Source organism: Pigmentibacter sp. JX0631 (assembly GCF_029873255.1).
In the GTDB taxonomy this organism is placed as follows: Bacteria; Bdellovibrionota_B; Oligoflexia; order Silvanigrellales; family Silvanigrellaceae; genus Silvanigrella.
Genome location: NZ_CP123622.1, coordinates 2,299,078 through 2,325,453, shown reverse-complemented (window position 1 = coordinate 2,325,453; position 26,376 = coordinate 2,299,078). Strand labels below are relative to the sequence as shown.

Below are 26,376 nucleotides of genomic sequence, written 5' to 3'. Positions count from 1 at the left end.
TAGGAAGGACTTGTTTTAAAGAACAATTTATATATAAGTTATTTTGACTGTGTAGTCAATAAATTTATTATAAAATAAACAGAATTTATCTAAAAAATATAAATTGATAGCTATGTTAAATTTTAAAAGTTAATAATAAAGAATAATTCACTATACATTAACCATTGAACTAATTTTTTTGGAGAATTTTTACCTTAATTGCAAAACAATTTATATCTTCATCTGTTCCAAAAAATAAATCACTATGACATTTTTCTAGTAAATTTTTTGTTGTAACCAAAGCAAATTTATTTATTTTTATTTTCTCACTACTATCTGAGAGAGGATTAAAAATATTTTTCCGCATTTCAGAATCTAATAGCTCCCCACTAAACGAAATTTTTATTATTCTTTCATCCTTGATAGTATTTTCTTCCCAATTAATCTCAATCCATGAATCGGAATCATTTTGAATAAAATCACAAATTGTTTTGATTACATTAACAAGCGATAAAAATAAAACTGACCTTGATATATAAATATAAGTTTGCTTTGAACCTTTTAGTTCTTTTATTAGCACCTTCTTTGAAAGAGCATAATATTTACAAATATCCAATGCCTCTTTACAACCTTCAAAAATTGAAAAACTAACAGGAGCGTCTAATTCCAAAGAATCTAACAAGTGGTTATAATTTTTTACGGTAGACTTAATTGAATTAGAAGCGGTATCTATTAAATTTAAAGCTGTTATTACGTTTAAATTTGTTGATAATACTTGCTCATTTTTTAATGTATTATAAGCCATAAAAATTTGTGTTAATGACGTATTAATAGCATGAATAAAACCAGATGCAAAAGTGTCAACAGCATTTAATCGTTCAACATCACTAATAAGATTTTCTAACTTCAATATTTTAATTTTATCCTCAAATTGAGAAAATGCAATTTCAATTACTATCTGCAATTCTCTTTCTTGAAAAGGTTTTAAAACATATCCATAAGCGCCATTCAGTTTTGCTCGATTAAATGTCGCTGAATCTTGATTTGCAGTTATAAATATGATTGGAACTAATTTTTGTTCTAATATTATTTCTGCTGTTTTAATGCCATCATCCTGACCTTTCAAATGAATGTCCATTAGAATTAAATCTGGATTATGCATAAAAAACTGCATTATAGCTTTCATTGAATTATCCGCAATCCCTACAACTTGGTAATTTAAATCTGTTAAAATATCTTCTAAATTTTTTGCTAGTATTGTTTCATCTTCCACAATTAATATTTTTTTCTTCGCTATAGTTTCATTTCCAACCATGAACATTTCCTTTTAGAAAAATTTATATCAATTTTAACCCCATTTTCTCCATTCCATTCAAGTAATCCATCTAACTGTTTTATTAACATTTTTATTAATTCTATTCCGATAGATTTTCTTCCATCTTTTAATAAATCTTCACAACCAATACCATTATCACTTAAAGAAAAAAGAACATTTTTATCAGATTCATTCCATTCTATAGTAATAAGTGGCTTCTCTATAGATTTGAAAGCATATTTTATAGAGTTGGTTATAAATTCATGAACAATTAGACCAAATGGAAGTGATTGTTGTAAAGGTATTTTCGTATTAGTTGGTATTTTAATTTTAATATCAAGATTATTTGTATCTTTGTATATACTTTTAGTAAATATAGATAAGTTTTGAATATATTTTTTTAAATCCATCACACCATAGTTATTTTCTTGATATAGTGATTCATGCAGTAAACTTATGGAAGAAACTCTACTTTTCATTTCCTTTAAAGTGCTAGTTACTTCAGAGTTTTTTGCTTCTCTAATTTTCCAATCAAATAGTGCATTTAAAATAGATAAATTATTTTTGACTCTATGATGAACCTCACTTAATAAAACCTCAATCTGTTTATTTTTTTCTTGGAGATTTTGATTATTTATTTCCAGATTAGAAAGATACTTCGATCTTTCTTCAGAAATTAAAGATTTTATTTTATCAAAATAAAATTTATCTGACTTATTCCAAACCTCACTTTTATTTTTAACTTCTTGATACCATGTTTCAAAAGATTTCCTAGGTCCTATTTGACCATTAGATTCATTGTAGTCATTTGGATTGCCACTCCATTTTAAAGTTTCTATCTGTTCCTTTCTTACAAACATAATAAAATCACCAAATTTATCTTCTACATTAAAAAGCATTACCCCAGAAAAATTTGCTATACCATTAAAAAAATTATTATACTTTCTTACTTCATTAGTAATAAATATCTTTCCTTTATTTAATTCATTAATTAATTTTTTTATTTCAGTTTCTGGTACTATATTTTCTAATTGTTTAGATAGTATAATCTTATTTTTATTTCCAAAAACTATGTAATCAAATTTTACTGCATTTTGTAATCCCAAAAAATGCGATTCATCCATATTTTCTAAATGGCAACTACAATTTACAAAATGATTAATAAATTCTTTCAAAATTTCGTCTCGGTAAATACTATTTTTTTTCAGAGTATTAATTTCTATTTTCGTAGAAATATGTTCTATTAAATTACTTAACTTATTCATAATATACAAAGATATTTCTTTCGGTGTATAATTATGGCATCCTATAAGTCCAGCTAATCTATTTCCATTGGTAACACTAAATGATGCTGAAGATGAAATACCCATATTTTTAATATATTGAATATGGGTCTTACCAATTGTACGCACTAATGAAAGATCTAAATTAAATTGTTCAATTTCACCAATAATTTTTACTTCTTTATAGTCGGCATTTGGGATAATTCTCATCCTATTTCTGAGATATAAGTTTCTGACTATAAATGGAACATCAGATGCAGGAAAGTGATGATGAAGAATTGAGTCACAATTCTCATTTTTTGCTTCTCCAATAACATATCCGTGTTCATCTTCCCCAAAGTGGCAATAATAGACTCTATCATAATTTGTAATCTTTTTAACAAGTTTGCAGATATCATGCGCTAGTATCTCATCATCTTCATAAATTGGAAGTGACAATGATCTATTAAAATTTGATACTAGACTAGTTATAATTTCATTTTCTTTTGAATTATATTCATTAAAGACTTCTACAATAATTAAAGTATCTTTTTGATAAAAATAACATTCTTTTAATGTTTTTGAATTTTTAGAGAAACAAAAAGAAATATCTGAAACGTAGTAATTTAAATTAACACTAGTTTCTTCTAAATTGGACTTTATTTTGTTAATTTTTTCCTTACTCTTATCACAAATAAAAAGTGTTAGATCTTTTCCAATTAAATCTAAAGCTTTTAAATTAGCAATGAATGAAATATTTTCTGAAACAGAAACAATTGTAAAATCATTTTTTTTGATTGCAAGGAAGATTCCAAATTCTTGGATACATGAAAAATTATTGGTTTTAAGATTTTCACAATAACTAAAAGTATTTGAACTCATCTTTTTTCTCAGTTTAAGTTTATTCATAAGAATACTAAAAAAAATAGCCGAGTTCAAAGAAACATGTCAATAAAGTGCAATATTTATTCTTTGCTTAATATATCTTTTTTTTACACATTTTAGGCTTAATAAGACAACTACAAAATATGCCACTATCAGCTACGATTGTTTTATTGTTGACAGAATAAAGCCATGAACCATCTATTGAAGGTTTAAAATATTGAGCCTGTGCTAATGAAGAAAAAAATATTGAACAGATTGAGACAAATATGGTCAAGGAAGTTATTTTTTTCATAAGTTTCTCACTTTTTAGGATTTTTATTTTACAGGATAAAAAGATATTATTAACTTTTCATTTACATGTCAAGGAAAAATCTGTTACTTTAAAAAATAAATTTTATTTACGACATTTTCAGCCAATAAAAAATTGAAAAGGGAAGCGAGAATTGAATAGTATTTTATAAATATAACTTGCTTCCTCGAAACTTTAATATTCTTTCCAGAAAAAATAATATTCTCTGATTTACGAATTTCGCGCAATGTAGCAATAGCTAAAAGCAAAGGAAAAATACAAAAAAACCTTATTCGAAAATTAGCTAATGGTAACTTTCGAACATAATCTAAAGAGTAATTAACATCATCATTAGCAAGAATTAGCATTTCATTTATAGCAGAAAAAGATTGCTGTTCTTTTTCTGGAAGCAAAAAGTTTGAATGATCAAGACCATGTTTTCTTAATAAACTTTCTGGGATATAAATTGAATTTTCATTTTTAGCATCCCAAACTATATCTTTTAATATATTTACAGTTTGTAAAGCCTCACCAAAAAGAATGGAATTTTTATTTAATAATTGTAAATTTTGCTTAGAAATACAACGTCCATGAATAGACCAAAGGTCAGTCAATAAAACACCAACAGTACCAGCAACATAATAACAATATTTTTTATATTCTTCTACAGAAGATATTCTTATTCCATTTGGATAACGGCTAACAAAATCAGCCATACCATAGGCCATTTCTATAACACATTTTTTTAAAACAATTTTTGAATCTTCTGTTAAATTTTTAAAAACACAAAATACTTTATCAATGTTTTCTAGCAAATTTGTATGCTGTTTATCACCAGTCAGTTTTTTTGCGAGATATTGATACTCAATCAGAATGGAATCATTCTCAAAGCATTTAGGAAACTCTTGCAAAAATTTATGTTTTAAAGCGATATCCAGATCTTTATCATCTTCAATTGTATCTATAATTCTACACAACAAATAACCTATAAGCACAGAATTTTGAAGTTCTCCAGTTAAAAATTCAATACCTATCGCAAAAGATCTTGAAACATTAGGGAGTATAGTAAAACAATAATTTAGTGCTGATTGATATTCAATATCTAGTTTCTGAGTAGTCGACAAATCCATTTAAATTTTCTTTCTTAAACCTTTGGAAATGGTATTTGAATAAAAGAATTATATTTAATCTGACTTCCGGGGATGATTCTGGTCGGAGGAGTATCCGCACCATTACCTGGCCAAATAATTTCAATTTTTTCAATAATTGGTTCTTTTAATCCAAGACCAAAATGCGCTACAGGCTCCATTTGGCATAAATACCCACTTCCAGAACATATAAATTTAGTTTGAGTTTTGAAATTTTTTACATACAATCTGACTTTAGCTCCTAAAGCAGGAAAACCATTTTTTGTAAGAGGCTGAATTCGTAGCCAATGGTTTCCATTTGGAACCCCAAGAAAAAGTTTATTTTCCCCAGGCAATAAATCACCAACTGCTATAAAAATATCTAAAAAACCATTACCAGTCAGATCTCCTATTGCAGCACCTGTTCCATTGATCTGTTTACTTGCCAAAGCACCAATATCTAATTCCTCCCATTCTTTATTTCCAAGATACCTAAGCATTTTATTTTTATTTCTGTTTGTATTGATAAAAATTTCTTCATTTCCATCATTATCAAAATCAGCAACAATAACACTTCGAATACTTCGCGGTTCACAAAATAAAGCTGGAGAAAGATTTTCAAATTCACCATTTTCTGATTGAAAGAAAATTGAATTTTCACCTTCCCAAGTTCCAATTACCAGATCTGCCCTTCCATTACCTTCAAAATCGGCTACAGCAACTCCCCTTGCATGGTTGTCTTTATCTGTGAGCTCATACTTTGAAGCTATTTCAACATATTCTTTTTCATTTTGTTTTGAAAATAGCGCATTAGGGTCATTCTCATTTCCTACAAAAATATCTAATGCATTATTATTAGTGATGTATTGAGCTAAAACACTTCTTCCACCAGCAAATTGTCTGATACCAAGTTGCATGGATAGCTCTTCAACTTGCTGTTTTTCTTGATCATAACTATAAAATAAGCTTGGTGCATTATAATTCACAACATAAAATGCATGCTTACCATCGCCGTTATAATCTACAGCGGCAACGCTACGACCAGCATATGGGTTACTCAACTGTGATTTTTTCCCTAAGAAATCTTTTAAAAGTATTTTATTATCTGATACTTGTATAGGAATGAAGAGACTATCATATTGTGTTTTCATACCCGAAAAAGTATCAGAATGAAGCATATAGATAGCAGGAGTACCATTACCTAAAAAATCTCCAACACATATACTAATTGTTGCTAGCTTTTTTGCTTGAAAATTTTCAGGGGCTATATTTATAAATGTTTGGGATTCTTGATTATACTTGTAAATGATATTACTTCCGCTAGCATTCGCAACCAAGATTTCCGGATCATTATCTCCATCTATATCAAAAATAGCTACTCCAAAGTATTGAGAAGGAAAGTTATCTTCTAGTACAAACGAAGCATCTTGAAAAAGTATCTTATTTTTCTTATTTTTACTGATCATTACGAACCCATAGTTTAAAAAAAGTGCCCTACGTCATCCATAAACAAGTAACTAGTCTTACTTACAGGAGAGAGGAAAAAAAGAAAATAATTTAATCATTTAATTTAAATAAGGCGATATTGATCAAGGATTGGGAGGATTTTCATCTATTTGTTGTACCATTTCTGCATTACTATCATTTTCTTCATCCTTTAAGAACGCAATAAAAAGTGTGAAAAAAGCAGGTCCAAGGACAGCTCCTGTTATTCCAAATTGAGACATACCACCAAGAATAGCTAAAAACATCCAGAAGAAGTTCAAGTTTACACCTCCTTTCATTAATAAAGGACGCATTAAATTGTCGACAACACTTATTAAAACAGAACATAAAATAATACCAATTGAAGCACCGAGTCGTTCTTGGCTAAAATAACACCAAGCAGCAGCTCCGAGCATAATTGGAGCTGTGCCAATGATAGGTATAAAGGAAGAAAAAAAAGCTATAATTCCTAATAAAGCAAATCTTGGAATTCCAAAAAAAGCTAGAGAAGAAGTTATTAATATTGCTTGTAAAGAAGAAACTAAAACATTTGCCACTATTAAAGCTTTTAAAACTGCTGATATACTATTTCCTATGATGATTCGTTCTTTTTCCCAAGGGATTAATTTTGGTAAGATAATATTTCTATAATGTTTGCCATAAAGTAAAAAGAAAAACCAAGTTAAAATGAAAATCATAAATTTTAGCATCATTCCAGGTGTACCAGTAATTGCTGTACCAAACCATGAAACTAAAAAAGTACCTGCTTTCTTTAAAACTTCTGTTCCTTTTAGTAGTAATTCATCTGAAGTGTAGTGAATTGAAAATTTATCTAAAAAAACACTTAAATTATCAGAAGATTCTTTTATAAAATTAGGATTTTTAAAATCAGTATCCAATGAATTTATTAATGCACTCAATTCTTGAAACCCAGAAGAAATAAGAGTTAAAAAAGGAGCAATAATTGCAGCAAGAGTTAAAATAACTAAAAACAAGCTTATAATAACTTTCCAAATTTGTTTTTTTAATTCATATTTTAAAATAATTTTTTCTAAAAGAGGTTCATATAAATATGCTAATGAAATTCCTATTAATATAGGAATTAAATAAGGAATTAGAATTAACAAACAACCTAACAAAGATAATATAAAAAAAATATTTTTTTTAGTAATTGAATTAAGCAAAGCGCACTCCTTTTGTAGTAAGTCGCCAAGCTTAATTTTTATGCTTTACTCGATGCGAGGTATTTAGCACCAGCGACTTTTAATACTTCAACTATTTCTTCTTTAAATGATAGGTTACTTTGTTGCAACTCAGCAACCATTTTCTCAATGTTACGTTCTGCTTCAATGTAATCAAGAGCTACTTTAAAAATTTGCTCTGTTTCCATTGATTCTAGCCAATTAAGTCCTTCTCTATAAATAACATGGCTTGCCATGTGTGCACTCAATATAGCAATTTTGTGCGCTCTTGGTAACCTATTTAGAATTCTGTCTTTATATTTTTCGACAAGAATTTTAGGACAGTGTTTCATTAAAACAAAAGTAAACTTACCAGCAGATAATTCTTCATCATTAAGTTCATTTAATTTATTTAATAATATATCTTTTGCTTGATTTATTTCAGCAGAAATTTCATAGCTTAATTTAACTAAATCTGTTTCATTTTTATTTTTTAACCACTCTCTGAATAAGAGTTTAGCTTCTAAGTCTGCATTTCTTCTAATTATGTCTAAAACTTGCTTAACATAAATATCTTTTATTTCAGCAAATTCTTCTGGAAGAATTGTTAAACAAGCAATTATTTCATAGGAAGAACAACTTACACCAGCTTTATTAGCAGAACTGTCTTTAATGACAACAACTCCACTATCAACAATTTTTTGTCTCGCTTCTTTTGTAAAGAAAATGTTTGCCCCTTCTACAATCGCAAGAGAACTAGGTCTTCCATTTGGTAATAAATATTTATCCCAGTTACTTTCTTTCACTGTATAAGGTCTGCCTCCTGCAGGAATAAAAATTTCGGCTTCTGCAGTTGCATATAAACTATCTCTAATTCTTGTATTTTCTTTCGAATTTGCTGCGATTACAAATGCCTTAGAATCTCCGCTAAGTTTATTAGGATTAAATTCAACAATTGATTTTGATTCTTTAAATAATCTAAGCAATTCTTGCCAGTTTAATCCTTTCGGATCATAAGCCGCCCCAAAACCATCACCTATGGCAATAACTCGACAACGTTCACCATATTCGCGGTATAAAATGTTCAATTCATTTCCAGCGACATCCCCATCAGGTCCACCTGTCATTTTAACTCTGAAGTTAGAATTTTGTAATCCTAAATAACGAAGCACATTATCAACATAGACATTCACACCTTCAGAAGTAACACCGTAAGTTTTATGGTTTATACCAAAATCTGGTTTTGATGACATGAACGCATAAGCGTATTTATATTTCCTATGCAATGCATGTTGAATGATCCAAACTATGAGATCATCAGTTAAATTTTCATCTGGCCCAAGATAAATAATTTCATCTTTACCGTAGTAATCAATAATACCATCAGCGAGCACACCAGTTTTAGGATCGGTTACTATTAAGTCTAATAACCCTGAAATAGCTGCTTTTACTGCTTCATTTTTATCCCCGCCAGGACGGACAACCATCACACATTTGCTTCCGCCCTCAGGTATATCTTTATTTTTAAGTTGTTGAGCTGAAGCTAAACCGTTAACTTCATCAAAAACACCTGCCAATGCGTTTTCATAATCGCCAGAATTTCTTGGCATAACAACGCGCATACCGCCGCGCGAAATATCACGATAGCGAACTTGGAATGCTCTGAAGTTTCTGCCTATCATGTAAAAAATACCATAAGGAGTTTCTGGATAATATTGTTTATCTAAAATGGTAGGATCCATACGAAAGGTCAAACCACCTTTTGATATTAAAAAATAATTTGTTTTTAAAATATGGGATAAAAAGTTTAAGCCTTCTTTTAGAATATTTTTTTCAACAATATCATTTAAATCAGAATATATTGCTTTGATATAATCATAAAAAACTGCAGCTTCTTTTTTTCTATCTCCTTCAAAGCGAGGATCGAATCTAGCTCTAAAGTAACGGATACAGTATTCCATGTAATTAAAATTATTTGCAATGACTTTTGATACTCTATCTGTTGAATAGTAATAAGGGTTTTGCTTAGTTAAGAAAATATGAGCCCAATTTGCCATTGCCCTTACAAGGTTTGTTTCGTTAAGACTGAATGGACTGTCACCTAATAATAAATTGGAAAATTCATCTCCATGATCAACATAGGAAAGAGTTTTTAAACTTTTTAAAACTTTTCCCCAAGCTTTCATATTATCTGTAATTACTTCGCCAGTAGGACTAGCCGCTATCAGATGCAGAACTGTAAATTTTTGATTGTTTGGCATATTTATTTCATTAGCAAGAAGTCTTCTCACTTGAAAATTATATCTAGTAAAAATACCAATGATATTTTCCATAGCTGCATTGACTGGAAAATGCTTTAAGCAGATATCTACCCTTACACGCGCATCTTTTGTTTGCTCATCAACAATAGTAGTTAAATTTACAAACGTATTTTCATTTTCAATGTTATAATTTACAGCTTCGTAAGCAATAGCTATTTGTTTTACAGTTGCTATTTCAACATAATCCTTGTCCAAAGATTGAATAAAGGCGTCGACCATAATTTTGGATTTATTTGCTAAAATTGTTTTTAATGCAGCAAGTTTTTCTTGGGCTATTTTAGATTCCCAAGTAGAAGAATTGTTATAAGGAGCTTGGTAAAGTTCACATAAACCAATTTTTTTATCCAAAGTGTTAAATAATCTAGCATTTTTAGCATGATGACGATATAAAAGGGAAGCTATTTTTACTGTTGCTGAGGAATGTTCGCCGGGAGCGATTAAAGTAATTGTCTGTGAAGAAGCAGAAAATCTTTCTGCAACTTGTTTTTCTGCAAGAACTTTGCCTGAAACTATTTCTAGTATGTCATCCATTATTGCATTTTGCGAGGTTGACCACAGATACAGGGGAGGCATTTGCGATAAAAACCACGAAACAGTATTTTCTAAACCTTTCGATATCTCGTCTAGTATCCCTCTTTTTGCATTTCCTTGTGCATTTGAATCCGTTATACCCGCAAAAAATTTCTCTATGTTAGCAGGTTTTAAAAATTCAGAAGGCTCTAAATCGGAATCTAATAATTCGACTTCACTTAACCACTTTTGACTATGAATCTTGAGCATGGTCATGATATACTCCACGGCGTTAAAAAGTTGAACAAAGCATTTCCTTGTTCATAAAAACTTAAAATGTAATTAACACATCAAAAGCGAGTTGCAAATTTCTTCCTATCGATTCTGGCTAGTAAACTTCAGCTATAAATTATACATGAAAGGGAGTTAAAGAGTAAATATCTTTAATTATTAAATTTTTTAAAATCTATAAATTATTATTTTTTTCATACTATTCTAAAAATATTAAAATTTTAAAATTGCATATCCTAAAAATTAAAATCTAATTTTTAAAAAAAGAAATAATAAGATTTGGATAGTACTTTCATTCTCCCCTAATCTATTATTAAGGCATTGCTTTTACTGTTTATTTACTATATATTTATAATCACAGTAGTGATTATAAAATAAAACTATCTTGCCAACTTAATATATTTTTAAATGCGAGTATCCTATGCTTAGACAAAAAAAAATCGAACTCATTGCTGAGATTGATTACTATATTAACGAAGATGGAAATATGGTTTTTACTAAAGAATATCATTTAAAAAGAGGCTTTTGCTGTAAATGTGGCTGCCAAAATTGCCCTTATGATCACAACAAAATACAAGAGGAAAAGTAATTAATAGCTAAATTTACCTAACTTTACTTTTCCGCGAAACACCCAATAGATAATAGCCGTATAAGATAGAACAAAAGGCATACCACAAAAAGCTATAATTTGCATAATAAATAAAGTTTTTTCTGAAGATGCTGAATTATAAATAGTCAAACTATATTCAGCCGATAAACTAGAAGTAATTAAATTAGGAAACAGAGCAGCCCCAAATAGACTAGTGAAAGCTAGCAATGTAAAAGAGGAAGAAAGAAAGGCATAACCAGCTTTCCCTAAGAAAACTGCTCTAGGTATATTTGCAATTGAAAGAACATTAATAACCACGATTATCCAAAGCCAGGGATGTTCTTCAAAATTATGTAAAGCTCTTGGAATGAAAACTAAAGTATAAATAGTAGTAAATATGTAACAAACAATAAAGCATCCAAAGGTATGCCAAATCCAGCGATGAACTCTTTCTTTTAATTCACCTTCGAGTTTTAAATAAAGATATATTGATCCATGCATAGCAAACGCAGATATTGCTAAAATACCAGTTATAATTGAATAAGGATTAAGTAAATCAAATACTGTCCCAGCGTATTCTTTATCTGCTCCAACAATAATTCCATTTAGACAGTTGCCTACTGCAACTCCAAACAAAAAAGTAGCTAATACACTTGCAGCAAAAAAACTCCAATCCCAAAAATTTTGCCATATTTGAGATTCATGTTTGCTTCTAAATTCAATAGATACAGCTCTAAATATTAGTGCAAAGAGTAACAACATAAATGGAAGATAGAAACCAGAAAAAGCTGTTGCATATGCATCTGGAAAAGCAGCAAATAAAGCACCACCAAATGTAACTAGCCAAACTTCATTGCCATCCCAAAAAGGACCTATTGAGTTTAGAAATAATCTTTTTTCATGATTAGTTTTAGCAAGCGGATGTAAAATACCTACACCTAGATCAAAACCATCTAAAATTGCATAACCTGCAAGGAGAATTCCTAATGTTATAAACCAAAAAATATGTAAATCCATTTTAACCTCTTGTTACTTATTTATTCCTAATTTTGCATTTATTTCATCATCAGGACCATGCTTTATTTTGTTATTAATTACAAAAATCCAAACAAACAAAAGTAACAAATAAATAATCGTAAAAAGTATTATTGAAATTAAAATTTCTTCAGCTTTAACAGATTTTGATAACCCATCAGGAGTTCGCATTAAACCATATACAATCCAAGGTTGTCTTCCAACTTCTGTAGCTATCCAACCCGCTTGGTTTGCAATAATTGGTGCTAGAACAGAGATAGTATATATTTTCATCAACCATTTCGTTGAAAAAAGTTTATTTAATTTAAGTAACAATAAAGATATCGAAGTTATAAATAACATATACATCCCTAAAGAAATCATGATGTGATATGTTTGAAAAGTAATTCCAATAGGAGGCCTGTCTTCTGGTTTAAATTGATCCAAACCTATAACTGGAGTTGAAAAATTGCCGTGGAGTAAAAAACTTAGTCCGCCTGGAATTTTGATTCCATATTCAACTGTTTCTTTTTCACTATTAGGAATACCAAATAAATATAACGGCGCTCCACCTGTGCCAGTATGAAAATGACCTTCCATAGCAGCCATTTTTGCTGGCTGAGTTTCTGCAACTCTTTCTGCTAAAAAATGTCCTGATGTAGCAGCAAGCACAGAACTTATAAACCCTAAAATTAAGGCTATTTTAAAAGATTTTTTCGCTACTTCGAGATGTTTATTTTGTAAGATATACCAAGCACAAATACTCATGACAAAAAATGCGCCCATCAACCAACAACCAATTATAGCGTGGACAAGCATGCGCATACTGGAAGGATTAAAAACCATAGCCCAAAAATCATCGATTACTGCTTTTGTTTGCAGTCCTTCACCAATTAAATGATACCCAGCAGGTGTTTGCATCCAGGCATTGGCAATAATAATCCAAACTGCAGAAAACATTGAACCTAAACAAACCATTACGGTTGAAAAGAAATGCATTTTAGGACTTACACGATCCCAACCAAAAACAAGAATGGCAAGAAATCCTGATTCTAGAAAAAAGGCGAAAATACCTTCTGCAGCTAAGGCAGAACCAAAAATGTCACCTACAAATCTTGAATATGAGGCCCAGTTTGTTCCAAATTGGAATTCCATGACCAAACCAGAAGCAACGCCCATTGCAAAATTAACAGAGAATATTTTAACCCAAAACTTTGTAATGATTTCATAAATAGGATTTTTAGTCTTTAAAAACATTCCTTCAGTAAAAACTAAAATCAGTCCTAATCCAATTGAAAGTGGAGGAAATAAATAATGAAACATGATGGTTAAAGCAAACTGAATTCTTGCAAGAATTTCAGTGGATAACAGATCAACCATAAATCTCTCCTTGCGAAAAATTTACATAGAGATTTACAGCTAACATTGGATAGCAAATCACAAATTAAATTAAGGCAGCAAATTGTTGCACTGCAATTCTTAATATAAAAAGTAATCTGCTATTTATTGATCAATACTATCAAAATCAGCTTTATTTTCAATAAAAGCTTTAATTCTTCCTTTTACACTATCTACAAAATTTGAGCTATTTATTATTTCAATTAAATTAAAATATTTTACGGTTTCAACTTCAGCACAATGCACTCTTTCAGGATCATCTTCTAAATAATTTTCATTTTCAGGTATAGCTAAATAAACAATTCCTTTAATTGCTCCCATTTTCCATTGTCGTGTTACTTCTTTATATTTAGTTATATTCCAACCAACTTCTTCTTTTACTTCACGAATCATTCCAAACTCTGGATATTCATTAATTTCACAATTTCCACCAATAAAATCCCAAGCAAAGTCATGATAATTTCTTTTCATTAACAAACATTCCCACTGTTCAGGATTTTTTCTTGCTAGCTGTATTATTTCATCTAAACTTAAAGTAAAAAATTTATTTCTTATTTCTTTATCTATCGGTCTTAAGAATAAAGCACAACCAAAATAAGGAGAACCTCTATTTTTTATTTCAAATAGGGATTGATTTTTTATTTGTTCATATAAAGATGCATTTTCAAAAAAAGAATCTTCTATTTTTGAATATATTTTTTCTCTGGAAATATTTTCTAATTCCCACGAACATTTGTTTGAATAATTTTCATTATGATATCGTGGGATCAAATGCCAATGTAAATGATGACTTATATTAGCAAACTTTACAAGATTCATGCGTTTGCAATTTGTTACTTTTCGTAACGCTTTTTCTAAACAAACGAGAGTGTGTAAAGTATCTGGTAAATCAGAAGGCCGAATATCAGATTGTTCATATATATGTCTTTTAAAAATAGGCATTAGAGCCCCTGGCCATTTTTCCGCAAATGGGCTTTTAAATATGTAAAGATTATGTCCTCCATCAAAAAGAAAGTCTTTATCGCTATTTGCAGAGCGCAATTTTGAACATAACCCACAATTATCATTAAGTTTTATATATGGTGATAACATTTGCCAATTATCCTTCCTTTCCACTAATTTTCTCATGTATCTTGTCGACAAGTTCTTTAAGAAAATTTTGCCGATTTCACAGGCGCAGTTGATTTTACGAGGTTCATATGCAGCTTTTTGGATCCTATCTTGTAAAAAAAGGATATGTAACGCCAGGACAAGTTATGACAGCATTAGATATTCAAAAGCAAACATGGTTACCAATTGGTAGAATTGCACTAAATGAAGGCAAACTAACCGTTGAACAAATATTCCAAATCCTTAATAAGCAAGCCGAAATGGGCAAACCATTTGGTGAAATTGCAGTCGCTCTCGGTATGCTGAAGGATGAAGATGTAGCTCAACTACTATCTATTCAACAAAAAAACATTAGACCTATTGGACAAATCTTTGTAGAACTGGGATATATAACGAAGACTGATATGGAATCAGCTTTAAGTGCGTTTATAAAAGATCCAGAGTCATGATGAAAAAATTTAGTTTAGAAGAAGAGAAATTACTGCGACAAAAAGGTTATATTCAATTTGCGCAGATTGGCCGCCCTCACGGTTTGAAGGGCGCATTTTTTTTGAAAACACCTGATAGACGGTCTCAATGGGATGGCTATAAAAGCCTTTTACTTGAAATGCCTGAAGGTTTTTTTGAAGCAAAAGTAGCAAAAACTTATAATAGTGGCCAAGCATTAGCTATTAATCTTGAAGGTTTCACTACCCGTGAACAAATAGAACCTTTGTATAATAAAAGCATTTATGTCCATGAAAGTGAAATACCAGTAGCTGAAGGTGAGTTTATTGTAGGCAAGCTAATTGGTTATAAGGTATACACTGAAAATAAAGGACTTATAGGCAGAATTGAAGGGGTTTCCTCATTTGGTGCTCAAGATAATTTAGAAATATATGTTAATAAATATAAAAAAGTATTTTTATATCCATTTTTGGATAATTTTGTCACTAATATCTCGGAAAGTGAACAAAAAATTGAGATAAAGTATGTCCCCGAATTTCTTGAGGAAGAATCCGAGTGAGCAGTAATCTCAAATTTTCTGTCATAACTTTATTCCCAGAAATGTTTCTTCCTTTACAAAATGAAGGAATCATTGCGCGTGCCATAAAAAATCAACAAATTTCTTTAAATACTGTATTTTTAAGAGATTTTTCAGATCATCCGCGAAAAAATGTAGATAAACAGCCCGCTGGTGGTGGTGACGGTATGGTACTTAGAGCTGACATCACTGAAAAAGCCTTACTATCAGTTTTATCCTCTGATTCTTTTGTAGTAAATTTAACACCTTCAGGAAAAGTATTCGACTCGAAACTTGCTAAAATGCTAGCAAAGAAATCTCATTTAATTCTTTTATGTGGCAGATATGCTGGTTTCGATCATCGGTTAGAGTTAAAATATGCTGATATTAACATTAGCATCGGTGACTTTGTTCTTTCAGGCGGTGAATTACCCGCAATGTGTCTTATAGATTCCATAACTCGCTTCATCCCAGGCGTATTGGGTAACGAAGAAAGTGCTCTATTAGACAGTTTTGAAGATGGAATTCTTGAAGCACCACAATACACACATCCTGAAGTATTTCATGAACAAGCTATTCCTAAGGTTTTACTTTCTGGAGATCACAAAAAAATTAAAGAATTTAATCGCAAAGAGCAATTAAAAGTAACAGCACGCAATCGCCCAGATCTTATTCTTTCTAAATGGGATGAATTCTCAAAGCAAGAAAAAATAATTATCGAAAAAATTTGGAAAAGTGGATAAATTTCTTTAAATATCTGTTTTTTACTTCACTATGACAGTGAATATATTTATGCTATATAATTTTAGTTATCTTTTATATTATTCGAAAGGTATTTGAAAATGCAGAATCTTCGTTCGCATAATTGTTCTGAACTCAATCTTAATTTTATTCATCAAAAAGTCACTTTAATGGGTTGGGTGCATTCAAAACGAGATTTAGGTGGTCTTATTTTTCTTGATATACGAGACAACTTTGGCATTACTCAAATTGTTATTCATCCAAATTCACCTTTTTTTAATGAAGCTAGCTTAGTTAGACAAGAGTCAGTCATCCAAATTAAAGGCGTTGTGGCTAAACGAGAAGGTGCTATAAATCAAAAAATTCCAACTGGAGAAATAGAAGTCATAGCTGATTTTTTTCAAGTAGAATCTCCATCTGATATTTTACCTTTTCCAGTTGCCCATAATCCAAAACAAGAAAGTGAAGACACAAGGCTTTCTTTTCGATTTTTAGATTTACGTACAGAAAAAATGCATAAAAATATACTTTTTCGCTGCCAAGTTATTCGCTATATCCGCGAAAAGATGCATTCATTAGGTTTTAATGAATTTAATACTCCAATTTTAACCAGTAGTTCTCCAGAAGGGGCGCGCGACTTTCTCGTTCCAAGCCGTTTGCACCCGGGTCAATTTTACGCACTTCCCCAAGCACCACAACAATTTAAACAACTTTTAATGTGCTCCGGATTCGATAGATATTTTCAAATTGCTCCTTGTTTTCGTGACGAAGATCCTAGAGCAGATAGAGCACCTGGTGAATTTTATCAACTAGATGTCGAAATGAGCTTTGTTACACAAGATGATGTTTTCAACGTCATAGAAGAACTCATGATTGGACTGTTTGAAAATAAGCAGTTTACACAACGCAAAATTCTTCCCTTAGCTCATTATGAAAACAAATATATTAGAGCAAACAGGAAGTTTCCTTGCATTCCATGGCACGACGCTATGGATAAATACGGCATAGACAAGCCAGATCTTCGTTATGGGTTAGAAATGCAAAATGTTGAAGAAACTTTTACCCATACACAATTTGCTGTATTCAAAAATATTCTTGAAAATAAAGGTATTATTCGAGCAATTGTCCTGCCTAATTCTGCTCAACAAAGTCGGAAGTTTTTTGACGACGCTGATGCCTACGCTAAAGATGTAGGACTTGGAGGACTTCCTTGGTTAGCGGTAAAAGATGGCGAATGGAAGGGGTCAATAGCAAAACAATTAAGTGATGCTGAAAAGAAAGCTCTTGGCAATCAACTAAAGTTAGAACCACAAGATGCTATCATTTTTATTGTTGGAAAAGATAAATTAAAATCTCAGACTGCTGGTGGAAAAGTAAGAAATTATTTTGCTGAAAAATTAAATTTAAAAGATGAAAAAAGTTGGGCATTCGCTTGGATTGTCGATTTCCCAATGTATGAATTCAATGAAGACGAACAAAAAATTGATTTTTCTCACAATCCATTTTCAATGCCGCAGGGTGGAATGGAAGCTCTCCAAAATAAAAATCCACTTGATATTTTAGCATTCCAATATGATCTGGTATGTAATGGAATTGAATTATCCTCTGGAGCTATTCGCAATCACAGACGTGATGTTATGAAAAAAGCTTTTGAAATTGCTGGATATTCAGAATCAGATGTTGAAAATAAATTTGGTGCTTTATGGAATGCCTTTGCTTTTGGTGCTCCCCCACATGGCGGGATTGCACCTGGAATTGATAGAATGATCATGTTACTTTTAAATGAACCAAATATTCGAGAAGTGATAGCATTTCCATTAAACCAAAAAGCAATGGATCTTTTGATGAAAGCACCTAGTTCTGTTTCAGAAAAGCAATTAAAGGAAATTCATATACAACTTAAACGTGAATAACTTTTGAAGACTATCGAGGAAAAAGTGCTTTATCTTTTTAAAAGGCTCGATTTAATAAAACAAGTTCAAAATAGTAACAGAACTATATTTTTCCTTTATATAGTTGCATTGTTTGTTTCATTACCTTGCCAAATTTTTGCAAAAGAAAAAATAACTCTGTTAACTCCTCCTTCACCAGGGGAATTCTATTTTGAAGTTGCTCAAGAAGTTTTCAAAATTGGTAAATTAAATATAAAAACTCAAGTTGAAGCTTATCCAAGTATATACAAAAAAATGAATTCAACTACTGAGGAAAGTAGAGAAGTTTACGCTACAATAGCTGTCTTAAATGATAGTAATAGTAAAAAATATCATAATGTTTTTAATATTATTAGTATTGAAACTTCTTTTTTTACTCTCAAAGAAAATAAAAAGAAATCAGAAACTGTCGATGAAGTTAAAAATCTAAAAAAAGTATGTGTCTGGTTAGATTCTGTACTGAATAAATATTTAATAAATCAAGGATTCCAAAATCTTTTCCCTGTTCCAACTTTAAATCAATGCATAACCATGTTATTCAATGGGGAAGTTGATGCTTTATATTCGTCAGAAGCTCCTTTAATTAAATCAACAAAAGTTCTTGGACAAGATCTAAGAAAATTGAAAAAAGGATACACACCAATGCGAGTAACTTTTTTCTTAGCAGTAACTAAAAACGCTTCAAATGAAATTATTAAAAACTTAACAAACTCAGGAAAATTGTTAAAATCTTCTGGAAAGTATGATCAAATTCTTGATAAATATCGAAAAGATCTTTACTTACCTTAATTTTATCTAAATAACATTTTTGAGGACACAATGTCTAACAATCTTACTCTAGAAAATTTAGCTTTTAATTCTATGCTTAGTTCACAAACTTCATTTGATGATACTTGGCGCTATCCTCTTTCAATACTACTTGGAATAGGATTAGCAAGTGGTGCTGATTTTATCGAATTTTTTTTACAAAGAGGAAATCATTTAAGCGGACTAGTTGAAAATGGTAAAGTAACAGCAATAAACCCGAGCTTGGCGCTTGGTGCTGGTGTTAGAGTTTTTAAAGGCAAAGAAGATTGTTATGTTTCAACAAATGATGTCAGTTTTAACGGATTAAAAAGAATTCTCGAAAAAGCTTTGAATATCCATTCTTTGAAAATACAACAAAATAGAATTATAAGCGAAGTTAATTTAGAACCTCTAAGAGACTATGGCTTAGTAAAAAACAAAAATAATTGGTTAAATCAAAGTAGCACAGTTAAAGAAATTTGTGATGTTTTACTTCAAATAAACAATAAGCAAAAAGAAATTACTAAATATTTAAATAGCGTAACAACCAATGGTTTTAGAGACTGGCAAGAAGTTTTAGTTGCTGCAAGCGATGGAATTTTTGCTAGAGATATTCGTTTAAATCAAAGCGTTTCTGTCCAAGCTGTTTGTATTGATAAAGCACACAGAACCTCCTCGCATAAAAGATTAGGTGACGCATCAAATCCAAACTTTTTCAAAAACATAGATGCCGACCACCTAACAAATTCATTAGCTGAAATTGCTGGTCATATGTTACACGCCGATTATGTTCAATCAGGTACATATCCAGTTGTTTTAGCTAATAAATTTGGAGGAGTTATCTTTCACGAAGCGTGTGGACATTTATTAGAAACGACTGCTGTCCAAAGAAATTCAACTCCTTTTGCCGATAAAAAAGGAGAAAAAATTGCACATGAAAATCTTACTGCTTGGGATGAAGGCTTTTGGGAAAATGGTTTTGGTTCTTTAGATATGGATGACGAGGGAATGCCTGTGCAAAAAACCTTGTTAATTGAAAACGGAATTTTAAGAAATTTTTTAAGTGACAGAATGGGTAATTTACTAACAGGACATCCTAGAACAGGAAGCGGAAGAAGACAAAATTACACTTTTGCACCTGCAAGCAGAATGCGAAACACATATATTGCTCCCGGAAAATATACCACTGATGACATGATTTCTAGTATTGAAAAAGGAATTTATTGCAAAAACTTAGGTGGCGGTAGTGTAAATGGAACTGGAGATTTCAACTTTGGAGTTGAAGAGGCTTGGTTAATAGAAAACGGAAAAGTAACAAAACCTATAAAGGGAGCAACTTTAATTGGCCAAGCTGAAGATATTATGCACAAAATTTCCATGTCCGGAAACGATTTAGATATTTCTGCAGGTTTTTGTGGGTCAGTAAGTGGAAGTATTTATGTAACCGTTGGACAACCACATATAAAAGTAGATGCTATAACCGTTGGTGGGCGATAATAAAGGATTCAATTATGTCATTAAATATCGAACAAATAAAATTAGATATCGATTCCATTGCTAGATCTTTGGGAATTAAAAAATATGATGTTTTTGGTTCAGCGAAGGAAGAAAGCTCGGCAAGTGCAAAAAATAAAAAACCATTTGGATTAAATTCTTCAAGTAAATCTTATTTACTTGTTCGTGTTTGGAATGATAAACAACAAGCAGGTGTAACAAGTACTTCAAATCTTACATATGCCGGACTAACCGATGCTCTTATTTTAGCTCACTCCAGCGCAGAATATGGTTCAACAGAAAATATTTATGATTTTAGCGAAAATAGCCAAAACACTTCTAAAAATATTCAAGTTATAAATGATCTTGAAAATAAAGTTACAATGCATGATTTAGTTGAAAAAAGTATCGAGGCTGAAACTAAAATTCTTGATCATTCGTCTATTTTCAAAAGTGTCCCATATAATAAAGTTGCAGATTCATATTCGAAAAGATTTTACTTTAATAGCTTAGGTGCCATTAAGGTAGCTGATAGTAACGTAGCATATTGCTATTTTTATCCATTAGCCCAAGAACCTAATAAAATTGCCCGAGAAGCAGGACATGTTTCTATTTCGAAAGGATTTCAAAATTTAAATGTTTTAGATTGTGCTGAAAAGGCTATTAAAAAAACTGAAAATCATTTAAATTATACAAATATTAAGTCTGGTAAATACAAAACTATTTTTTCTCCAGAAGCCTTTTTAGACTTATTATATGCATTTAGTAATTTCATGAATGCACAAAATATTTTGGATAAAAAAAGCTTACTAACAATTGAAAATTTAAATTCTCAAATTGCTGCAAGTATTTTAAATTTATCAGATTCACCACTGCATTCAGCAAATCCTGATCCTTGTTACTTTGATGAAGAAGGTACAATAACAAACAATATCAACATTATTCAAGAAGGAAAACTTGTAACTTTCTTACACAGTAGTTTTACTGCGCAAAAGTTTAATACTAAATCAACTGGACATTGCCATTTAGGATCAAAACTTACAATTTCTCCTTATTTTTTGCACGTCAGTAAAAATAATAATATAAATTCTGCTCAATATTCTTCATTAAGCCAAGAAAATAATGTAATTTATATAGAAAATGTTAAAGCTCTACATGCTGGTGTAAATGCTTTACAAGGCTCATTTTCATTACCATTTGATGGTTTTTTATTAAATAATGAAAAAAAAGTGAGTATTGAATCTGCAACTGTTGCCGGAGATTTTTTATCTCTTTTAAATAATATTATTTACATTGATGACAATGAAACAGTAACACATAAAGGTATATCACCGAACATTTGGATTAAAGAATTATCAATAACCGGAAATAGTTAATTCACTTTAATTTTTTCTTAATTGCTACCAATTGATCATAACCATATATCTTTTTTTCAATCTTTACTATTTGATATTTATCTAACAAAGCTGTTTCAATATTCTCACTATCGGTGGACAAAAAAATTATACCTTGAAACAAATTTCTTAAATCAGATACAAAATCTTTAAAACTTAAATTAGAATTATTTCCAAAATAGTAATCAGAAATTATAAAATCAATTTCATCGCTAAACATTTTTGGGTGCTTATAAAAATATTCTAATAACTCTTCTGGATAAAGAAAAGAAATAGTATTTACATTTTTCAAAGATCTTTTCCAACTTCTAATAATTAATGGATCATCATCTAAAATAATTATACTTTTTTTCATCTCAAAATCAGAATCAAATTGAAGATTTTGATATTTACTACTTTCTAATTTAAAACTATTTGGTAAATGAAAAGTATTACTACTGTAGTGCATTTTTTCTGCAGGTAAATAAAAAACAAATTCTACCCCTTTATTAGGAATGTTAAAACATTTAATATTTCCTCCATGCAAATTAATTATTTTTTGCACTATTGCTAAACCTAATCCTGTTCCATTTTTTTTATTCAGTGTGAAAAATGGTTCAAATATTTTATCAATCAAATTAGCAGGAATAAGTGAATTACTATTACCTATGCTTATCTCAAGAAAAAGCTTTTCATTAAATACTTTTTCTTTACTAAGTATCCAAATATTTCCATTGTAGTTCATTGCTTCATAAGCATTACTCAATAAATTAATAAAAACCCTTATAATTCTTTGTCTGGATACTTGGAGAACTAAATTATCATCAGTTTTATATTGAAAATTAATGTTTACTTCTCTATTACCAAAAGATATTTGCGACAATGCTCCTAAAATAATATCTTCTATTGGAACAAGTTGAACATTTTCAACTTTTTCTATTGAAGCCTCCATAATTTCATTCAAAAAGTGGTCTACATAGTCTATTGAATCAAGAAGTGAAACTTCAAATTCATTTATAAAGTTTCTTAATTTTATTAAACTAGAAAAATTTTTAACTTCACCAACAAAATATCTTAATTTTGAAAATGGTTTTCTTAAATCATGTGCTATAAAATGAGCTAAATTTCCTGCTGCAGAAAGTTTTGAATTAAGAAGTAAGTGGTTTTGTAAAAATTTTGAATATCTTAAATAGTAGTCAAAAATCAGTGAAAGAGATTCTAATTCATTTTTTACATCGCTGTTATAGTTCTTATCAATTTCATTTCTGATTCTAATTTTTAATGACAAAATTTTATTTATAATATTTTTCTTAAATATTTTATATCCAAATAAACTACAAACTATAATAAACAACAAAATTATGCAAGAGTATATGTATAATATTAAATTACTAGTTCTTTTTTGATATGACAAATTCGTCTCAATACTTAAATTACTAATATCAATTTCATTGCCAATTTTATGAATATTTATTATCTCTGGAAATTTACTTTTTATTTCTTCAATTGATATATCAACAAATACAAAACCATTATTTTTGATACTATTTTTTTGGATATAGTAATTAATAGGAATAATAAAATTTATTGTTTGTTTTTTGTTATCTAAAAATAAATATCCATTATCTTTTAGAATTAAATCATTAATTTTTTCAATAAAACGTTCATTTTTTTTACTAGAATATACCAGTTTTCCTCTTGAATTAAATATATTCCAGTCACTTCTTTTAAAATCTAATTCTGAAGTTTTTAAAAGAATAAGTTCACTTAGTTTTTTTCGATAATTACTTTCATTATCTATTGTAGAATTTAAGAGAAACTTTAATTCCTCCGATTGAAGTATTGATTGAATTGTATTTTGATACTTGTATAACGAATCAACTAGTTCTAATTCAATACTTCTTTTTAATTGTTTATTAGCTAAGTCTATTCTTTTATTTGAGTTTATTACTAAAAATGACAAGATTCCAATTGAAAAAAGGAAGGGTAAAACTAATGATAAAAAAAGAATAAAAAAATAATATGCTTTTAAAGATCTTTTTGAATGCAGCATTCGGGCAATTGTACCTCAGACATTTTAACTTAACAGAACTTAGTTTCTTTAATTATTTTAGCTTTCTATCCTAAATTTAAATGTTATATCTATTACTTTATATTAATTCCCAAAAAAATTATGTAATAATATTCATAGTTAAAAGCTATTTTGACTTTTTTGTCAGAAAAAATTTCCCATTCGTTTAAAAGATGTTTGCTCAAAAATATTTTTAAGTTTCAGAAAAACTAAAGATTAGTAAACTCTAAGATAACTTATTTAAATTAAAAGATAAAATTTACTAAATTAAAATTTTTTATAATTTTAAATAATTATATAATTTTTATTAATGCTTGCGAAAATATTTTCTATACATTTAATTTAATTAATAATATTATTTCTATTTAGTAAAAATTTTACTTATATATTATTTTTGCATGCTATTAAATTTTGTTACTCATAGAATCCTTTTTGTAAATTTATTTAATTAATTAATTTTATTATATAAATTTATTAATTTTTTATATTTTTCAATAATATCAAGGATTCAATAAGTGAAAAAAAATATAGCTATTTATTACATCCCTTTAGGTTTTATTTTCCAGCAGCAAGCATTGCCTATGCAATGTCAAATAACAGAAAAACAAATTCCAACTATTAAACAAATACCTTTATCTAATGAATCTGAAGCTTATAGAGGATACAAAGTTGCGTTAGATAAAATTAAAAATCATGCTAAAAATAAAAATATAATTGGCGCTTCCTATGCTGAATTAATAAATGTAAGTAAAAAACAAGTTAAAAAATTTTATGCCGTACATTCAGAAGATGGTTTTAATAATGTAAAAAATTCTGCCTTTAATGAAGTTTACATTAATGAAATGAGAAGAGAAGACCCTGACTTAAAAATTATAAATAGAATATCAAAAGAAACTCTACAAAAAAATGAACAATATATTTTAAATATTTACACTTATAATCATAGACTTGGAATGAATAAAACAAATGAATATTTACAAAATTTTTATAAAAATACGAAACAATATAATATAAAATCTAAAATTTATTTAAGTTCTAATACAGATCTTGTTTTAGAAAAAACTCACTTCAATACAAATTATGCCATAATTGAAAATACAGCTAATAATAATGAATTGTATACTTTTATAAGCAAACAGAGCGAATTTATTCCAGTAAAAAGCGATACCAAAGGAGCAAATTTATTTTCAATTAATGATGCTTTAACTAAATTCACAGGAGCTGATTCTGTATACTATTTACATGTTTTAGTACCAACAATTGCTTCAGAAGTAAATTCATGGTTTCATAACAAACAAACTAGTTCCTACAAATTAGAACAAGATGGACAAATTCTAAACTACAATATTAAAAAGTATAAAATTTCAGCAGGAGAAATTCATCCCGTAGATATTATTTCTATTGAATTAAAAGAGGCAAAAAAGCAGTATAATCTTTATAATTCTTTACTCATTAAAAAAGAAGACGCTCAAAATAATAAAAGCGCAATTTTCCAAGTAAAATTTGACAAACCAAATTCATTTATTGAGCCAAGAAATATTTTAACAGACACAACTCCAGGAAAAAGACATTTTGATACATTTAAAGCAGCTTTTGATAAAATTAAAGTAAAAATAAAAAATCCACTAGAAACAACTTTTAAAGAAAAACATTTAGTTGAAGAATCAAGAAAAAAATTTCTTAGCGAGTTAAATCCCTTAAATAAAACAAAAATAAGAACTGTTTCCTACGCTGTTTTAGAACTAAGTACAAACTCAAGCACATTGATTGGAGAAATTCCAAATGAATATTTTACAGTTAGTGGCTCTAACATAACTTTTAAAAACAATGAAAATTCAAAACAATATTTTGCAAATTATACAAATGAAAATACAAAACTTCCTGCTTTTAAAGTAGAAGATAAAAATAATTTCTTTTTAAATGAAGTAAATAGTCTGCAATCAAATCTTGAAAAAGATCAATTAATTGATTCATCACTTAGAGAAATAAATACCAACCAAAGAGAAGCAGATGCTGAAATTAAAATTCTTGAAACTTTACTAAATAAAACAGAAAAAACAGGAATAAATACAGAAGGTAAATTAACAATATATTCCTCATTACCAGTTTGTCTATCATGCACGAATGCTTTTCATTATTTTAATAGATTAAGACCAGAAATAAAAGTAGATATACTACAAATACATCCAAAAAATATGAAAGAATTATACAACTAAAAGGA

General features: G+C 29.3%; 19 protein-coding genes. 9 read left to right on the top strand and 10 right to left on the bottom strand.

Annotated features, from left to right (window positions below; genetic code table 11):
• Positions 1–169: 169 nt before the first annotated feature.
• The 6 genes from QEJ31_RS10210 to QEJ31_RS10185 form a co-directional block, all read right to left on the bottom strand.
• On the bottom strand, positions 170–1,294 hold the full coding sequence (locus QEJ31_RS10210; protein WP_280589838.1) for a response regulator: 1,125 nt from the start codon (positions 1,292–1,294) through the stop codon (positions 170–172).
• Positions 1,273–3,438, bottom strand: a complete 2,166-nt coding sequence (locus tag QEJ31_RS10205; protein ID WP_280589836.1) for a histidine kinase dimerization/phosphoacceptor domain -containing protein — start codon at positions 3,436–3,438, stop codon at positions 1,273–1,275. Before QEJ31_RS10205 ends, QEJ31_RS10210 begins: the two co-directional genes overlap by 22 nt.
• Before the next feature lie 378 nt (positions 3,439–3,816).
• Entirely contained in the window at positions 3,817–4,860 is a 1,044-nt protein-coding gene (locus tag QEJ31_RS10200) for a squalene/phytoene synthase family protein (RefSeq protein WP_280589834.1), read from the bottom strand.
• Positions 4,861–4,874: 14 nt separating this feature from the next.
• On the bottom strand, positions 4,875–6,323 hold the full coding sequence (locus tag QEJ31_RS10195) for a CRTAC1 family protein (RefSeq protein ID WP_280589833.1): 1,449 nt from the start codon (positions 6,321–6,323) through the stop codon (positions 4,875–4,877).
• A gap of 123 nt (positions 6,324–6,446) precedes the next feature.
• Positions 6,447–7,526 (bottom strand): AI-2E family transporter, encoded by a 1,080-nt coding sequence (locus tag QEJ31_RS10190; protein ID WP_280589832.1) that lies wholly within the window; start codon positions 7,524–7,526, stop codon positions 6,447–6,449.
• Positions 7,527–7,564: 38 nt separating this feature from the next.
• Positions 7,565–10,630 (bottom strand): NAD-glutamate dehydrogenase domain-containing protein, encoded by a 3,066-nt coding sequence (locus tag QEJ31_RS10185; protein WP_280589830.1) that lies wholly within the window; start codon positions 10,628–10,630, stop codon positions 7,565–7,567.
• A 436-nt stretch (positions 10,631–11,066) separates the two neighbouring features.
• On the opposite strand from QEJ31_RS10185, the gene QEJ31_RS10180 reads away from it, so the two are divergent.
• Entirely contained in the window at positions 11,067–11,234 is a 168-nt protein-coding gene (locus tag QEJ31_RS10180; RefSeq protein ID WP_280589828.1) for a DUF5522 domain-containing protein, read from the top strand.
• Here the strand turns inward: QEJ31_RS10180 and cydB are convergent, their stop codons facing one another.
• The 3 genes from cydB to QEJ31_RS10165 all read right to left on the bottom strand — a co-directional run bounded on the left by cydB (position 11,235) and on the right by QEJ31_RS10165 (position 14,738).
• A complete protein-coding gene (cydB, locus tag QEJ31_RS10175; protein ID WP_280589827.1) occupies positions 11,235–12,251 on the bottom strand; it encodes a cytochrome d ubiquinol oxidase subunit II in 1,017 nt (338 codons plus the stop codon). It lies immediately after the preceding gene.
• A gap of 12 nt (positions 12,252–12,263) precedes the next feature.
• Positions 12,264–13,628: a cytochrome ubiquinol oxidase subunit I gene (locus QEJ31_RS10170; protein ID WP_280589826.1), complete on the bottom strand. Its 1,365-nt coding sequence runs from the start codon at positions 13,626–13,628 to the stop codon at positions 12,264–12,266.
• A 123-nt stretch (positions 13,629–13,751) separates the two neighbouring features.
• On the bottom strand, positions 13,752–14,738 hold the full coding sequence (locus QEJ31_RS10165; protein ID WP_280589824.1) for an NUDIX domain-containing protein: 987 nt from the start codon (positions 14,736–14,738) through the stop codon (positions 13,752–13,754).
• Positions 14,739–14,845: 107 nt separating this feature from the next.
• Between QEJ31_RS10165 and QEJ31_RS10160 the strand changes: the two genes are divergently transcribed.
• From QEJ31_RS10160 to QEJ31_RS10130, 7 genes are all read left to right on the top strand, one after another.
• A complete protein-coding gene (locus tag QEJ31_RS10160) occupies positions 14,846–15,205 on the top strand; it encodes a hypothetical protein (protein WP_280589822.1) in 360 nt (119 codons plus the stop codon).
• Entirely contained in the window at positions 15,205–15,762 is a 558-nt protein-coding gene (rimM, locus tag QEJ31_RS10155; RefSeq protein WP_280589820.1) for a ribosome maturation factor RimM, read from the top strand. Before QEJ31_RS10160 ends, rimM begins: the two co-directional genes overlap by 1 nt.
• Complete coding sequence (gene trmD, locus QEJ31_RS10150; protein ID WP_280589819.1) at positions 15,759–16,502, top strand: tRNA (guanosine(37)-N1)-methyltransferase TrmD; 744 nt, start codon at positions 15,759–15,761, stop codon at positions 16,500–16,502. The genes rimM and trmD overlap by 4 nt, the downstream gene beginning before the upstream one ends.
• A gap of 99 nt (positions 16,503–16,601) precedes the next feature.
• The gene (gene aspS, locus QEJ31_RS10145; protein WP_280589818.1) at positions 16,602–18,413 is read left to right on the top strand and encodes an aspartate--tRNA ligase; all 1,812 of its coding nucleotides are present in this window, start codon (positions 16,602–16,604) and stop codon (positions 18,411–18,413) included.
• A gap of 24 nt (positions 18,414–18,437) precedes the next feature.
• Positions 18,438–19,220, top strand: coding sequence for a transporter substrate-binding domain-containing protein (locus QEJ31_RS10140; RefSeq protein WP_280589817.1), 783 nt, complete (start codon positions 18,438–18,440; stop codon positions 19,218–19,220).
• A gap of 72 nt (positions 19,221–19,292) precedes the next feature.
• Positions 19,293–20,714: a TldD/PmbA family protein gene (locus tag QEJ31_RS10135; RefSeq protein WP_348524557.1), complete on the top strand. Its 1,422-nt coding sequence runs from the start codon at positions 19,293–19,295 to the stop codon at positions 20,712–20,714.
• 14 nt (positions 20,715–20,728) lie between these two features.
• Complete coding sequence (locus QEJ31_RS10130) at positions 20,729–22,087, top strand: TldD/PmbA family protein (protein WP_280589814.1); 1,359 nt, start codon at positions 20,729–20,731, stop codon at positions 22,085–22,087.
• 1 nt (position 22,088) lies between these two features.
• On the opposite strand, the gene QEJ31_RS10125 is transcribed toward QEJ31_RS10130, so the two are convergent.
• Positions 22,089–24,137, bottom strand: a complete 2,049-nt coding sequence (locus QEJ31_RS10125; RefSeq protein ID WP_280589812.1) for a HAMP domain-containing sensor histidine kinase — start codon at positions 24,135–24,137, stop codon at positions 22,089–22,091.
• Positions 24,138–24,670: 533 nt separating this feature from the next.
• On the opposite strand from QEJ31_RS10125, the gene QEJ31_RS10120 reads away from it, so the two are divergent.
• Complete coding sequence (locus QEJ31_RS10120) at positions 24,671–26,371, top strand: deaminase domain-containing protein (RefSeq protein ID WP_280589811.1); 1,701 nt, start codon at positions 24,671–24,673, stop codon at positions 26,369–26,371.
• Positions 26,372–26,376: the final 5 nt, after the last annotated feature.

What these genes read in the sequence shown, in the direction of transcription:
- QEJ31_RS10210 (WP_280589838.1), bottom strand. Translation starts at nt 1,294, where the DNA reads ATGGTTGGAAATGAAACTATAGCGAAGAAAAAAATATTAATTGTGGAA.
- QEJ31_RS10205 (WP_280589836.1), bottom strand. Translation starts at nt 3,438, where the DNA reads ATGAGTTCAAATACTTTTAGTTATTGTGAAAATCTTAAAACCAATAAT.
- QEJ31_RS10200 (WP_280589834.1), bottom strand. Translation starts at nt 4,860, where the DNA reads ATGGATTTGTCGACTACTCAGAAACTAGATATTGAATATCAATCAGCA.
- QEJ31_RS10195 (WP_280589833.1), bottom strand. Translation starts at nt 6,323, where the DNA reads ATGATCAGTAAAAATAAGAAAAATAAGATACTTTTTCAAGATGCTTCG.
- QEJ31_RS10185 (WP_280589830.1), bottom strand. Translation starts at nt 10,630, where the DNA reads ATGACCATGCTCAAGATTCATAGTCAAAAGTGGTTAAGTGAAGTCGAA.
- QEJ31_RS10180 (WP_280589828.1), top strand. Translation starts at nt 11,067, where the DNA reads ATGCTTAGACAAAAAAAAATCGAACTCATTGCTGAGATTGATTACTAT.
- cydB (WP_280589827.1), bottom strand. Translation starts at nt 12,251, where the DNA reads ATGGATTTACATATTTTTTGGTTTATAACATTAGGAATTCTCCTTGCA.
- QEJ31_RS10170 (WP_280589826.1), bottom strand. Translation starts at nt 13,628, where the DNA reads ATGGTTGATCTGTTATCCACTGAAATTCTTGCAAGAATTCAGTTTGCT.
- QEJ31_RS10165 (WP_280589824.1), bottom strand. Translation starts at nt 14,738, where the DNA reads ATGTTATCACCATATATAAAACTTAATGATAATTGTGGGTTATGTTCA.
- QEJ31_RS10160 (WP_280589822.1), top strand. Translation starts at nt 14,846, where the DNA reads ATGCAGCTTTTTGGATCCTATCTTGTAAAAAAAGGATATGTAACGCCA.
- rimM (WP_280589820.1), top strand. Translation starts at nt 15,205, where the DNA reads ATGAAAAAATTTAGTTTAGAAGAAGAGAAATTACTGCGACAAAAAGGT.
- aspS (WP_280589818.1), top strand. Translation starts at nt 16,602, where the DNA reads ATGCAGAATCTTCGTTCGCATAATTGTTCTGAACTCAATCTTAATTTT.
- QEJ31_RS10135 (WP_348524557.1), top strand. Translation starts at nt 19,293, where the DNA reads ATGCTTAGTTCACAAACTTCATTTGATGATACTTGGCGCTATCCTCTT.
- QEJ31_RS10130 (WP_280589814.1), top strand. Translation starts at nt 20,729, where the DNA reads ATGTCATTAAATATCGAACAAATAAAATTAGATATCGATTCCATTGCT.
- QEJ31_RS10125 (WP_280589812.1), bottom strand. Translation starts at nt 24,137, where the DNA reads ATGCTGCATTCAAAAAGATCTTTAAAAGCATATTATTTTTTTATTCTT.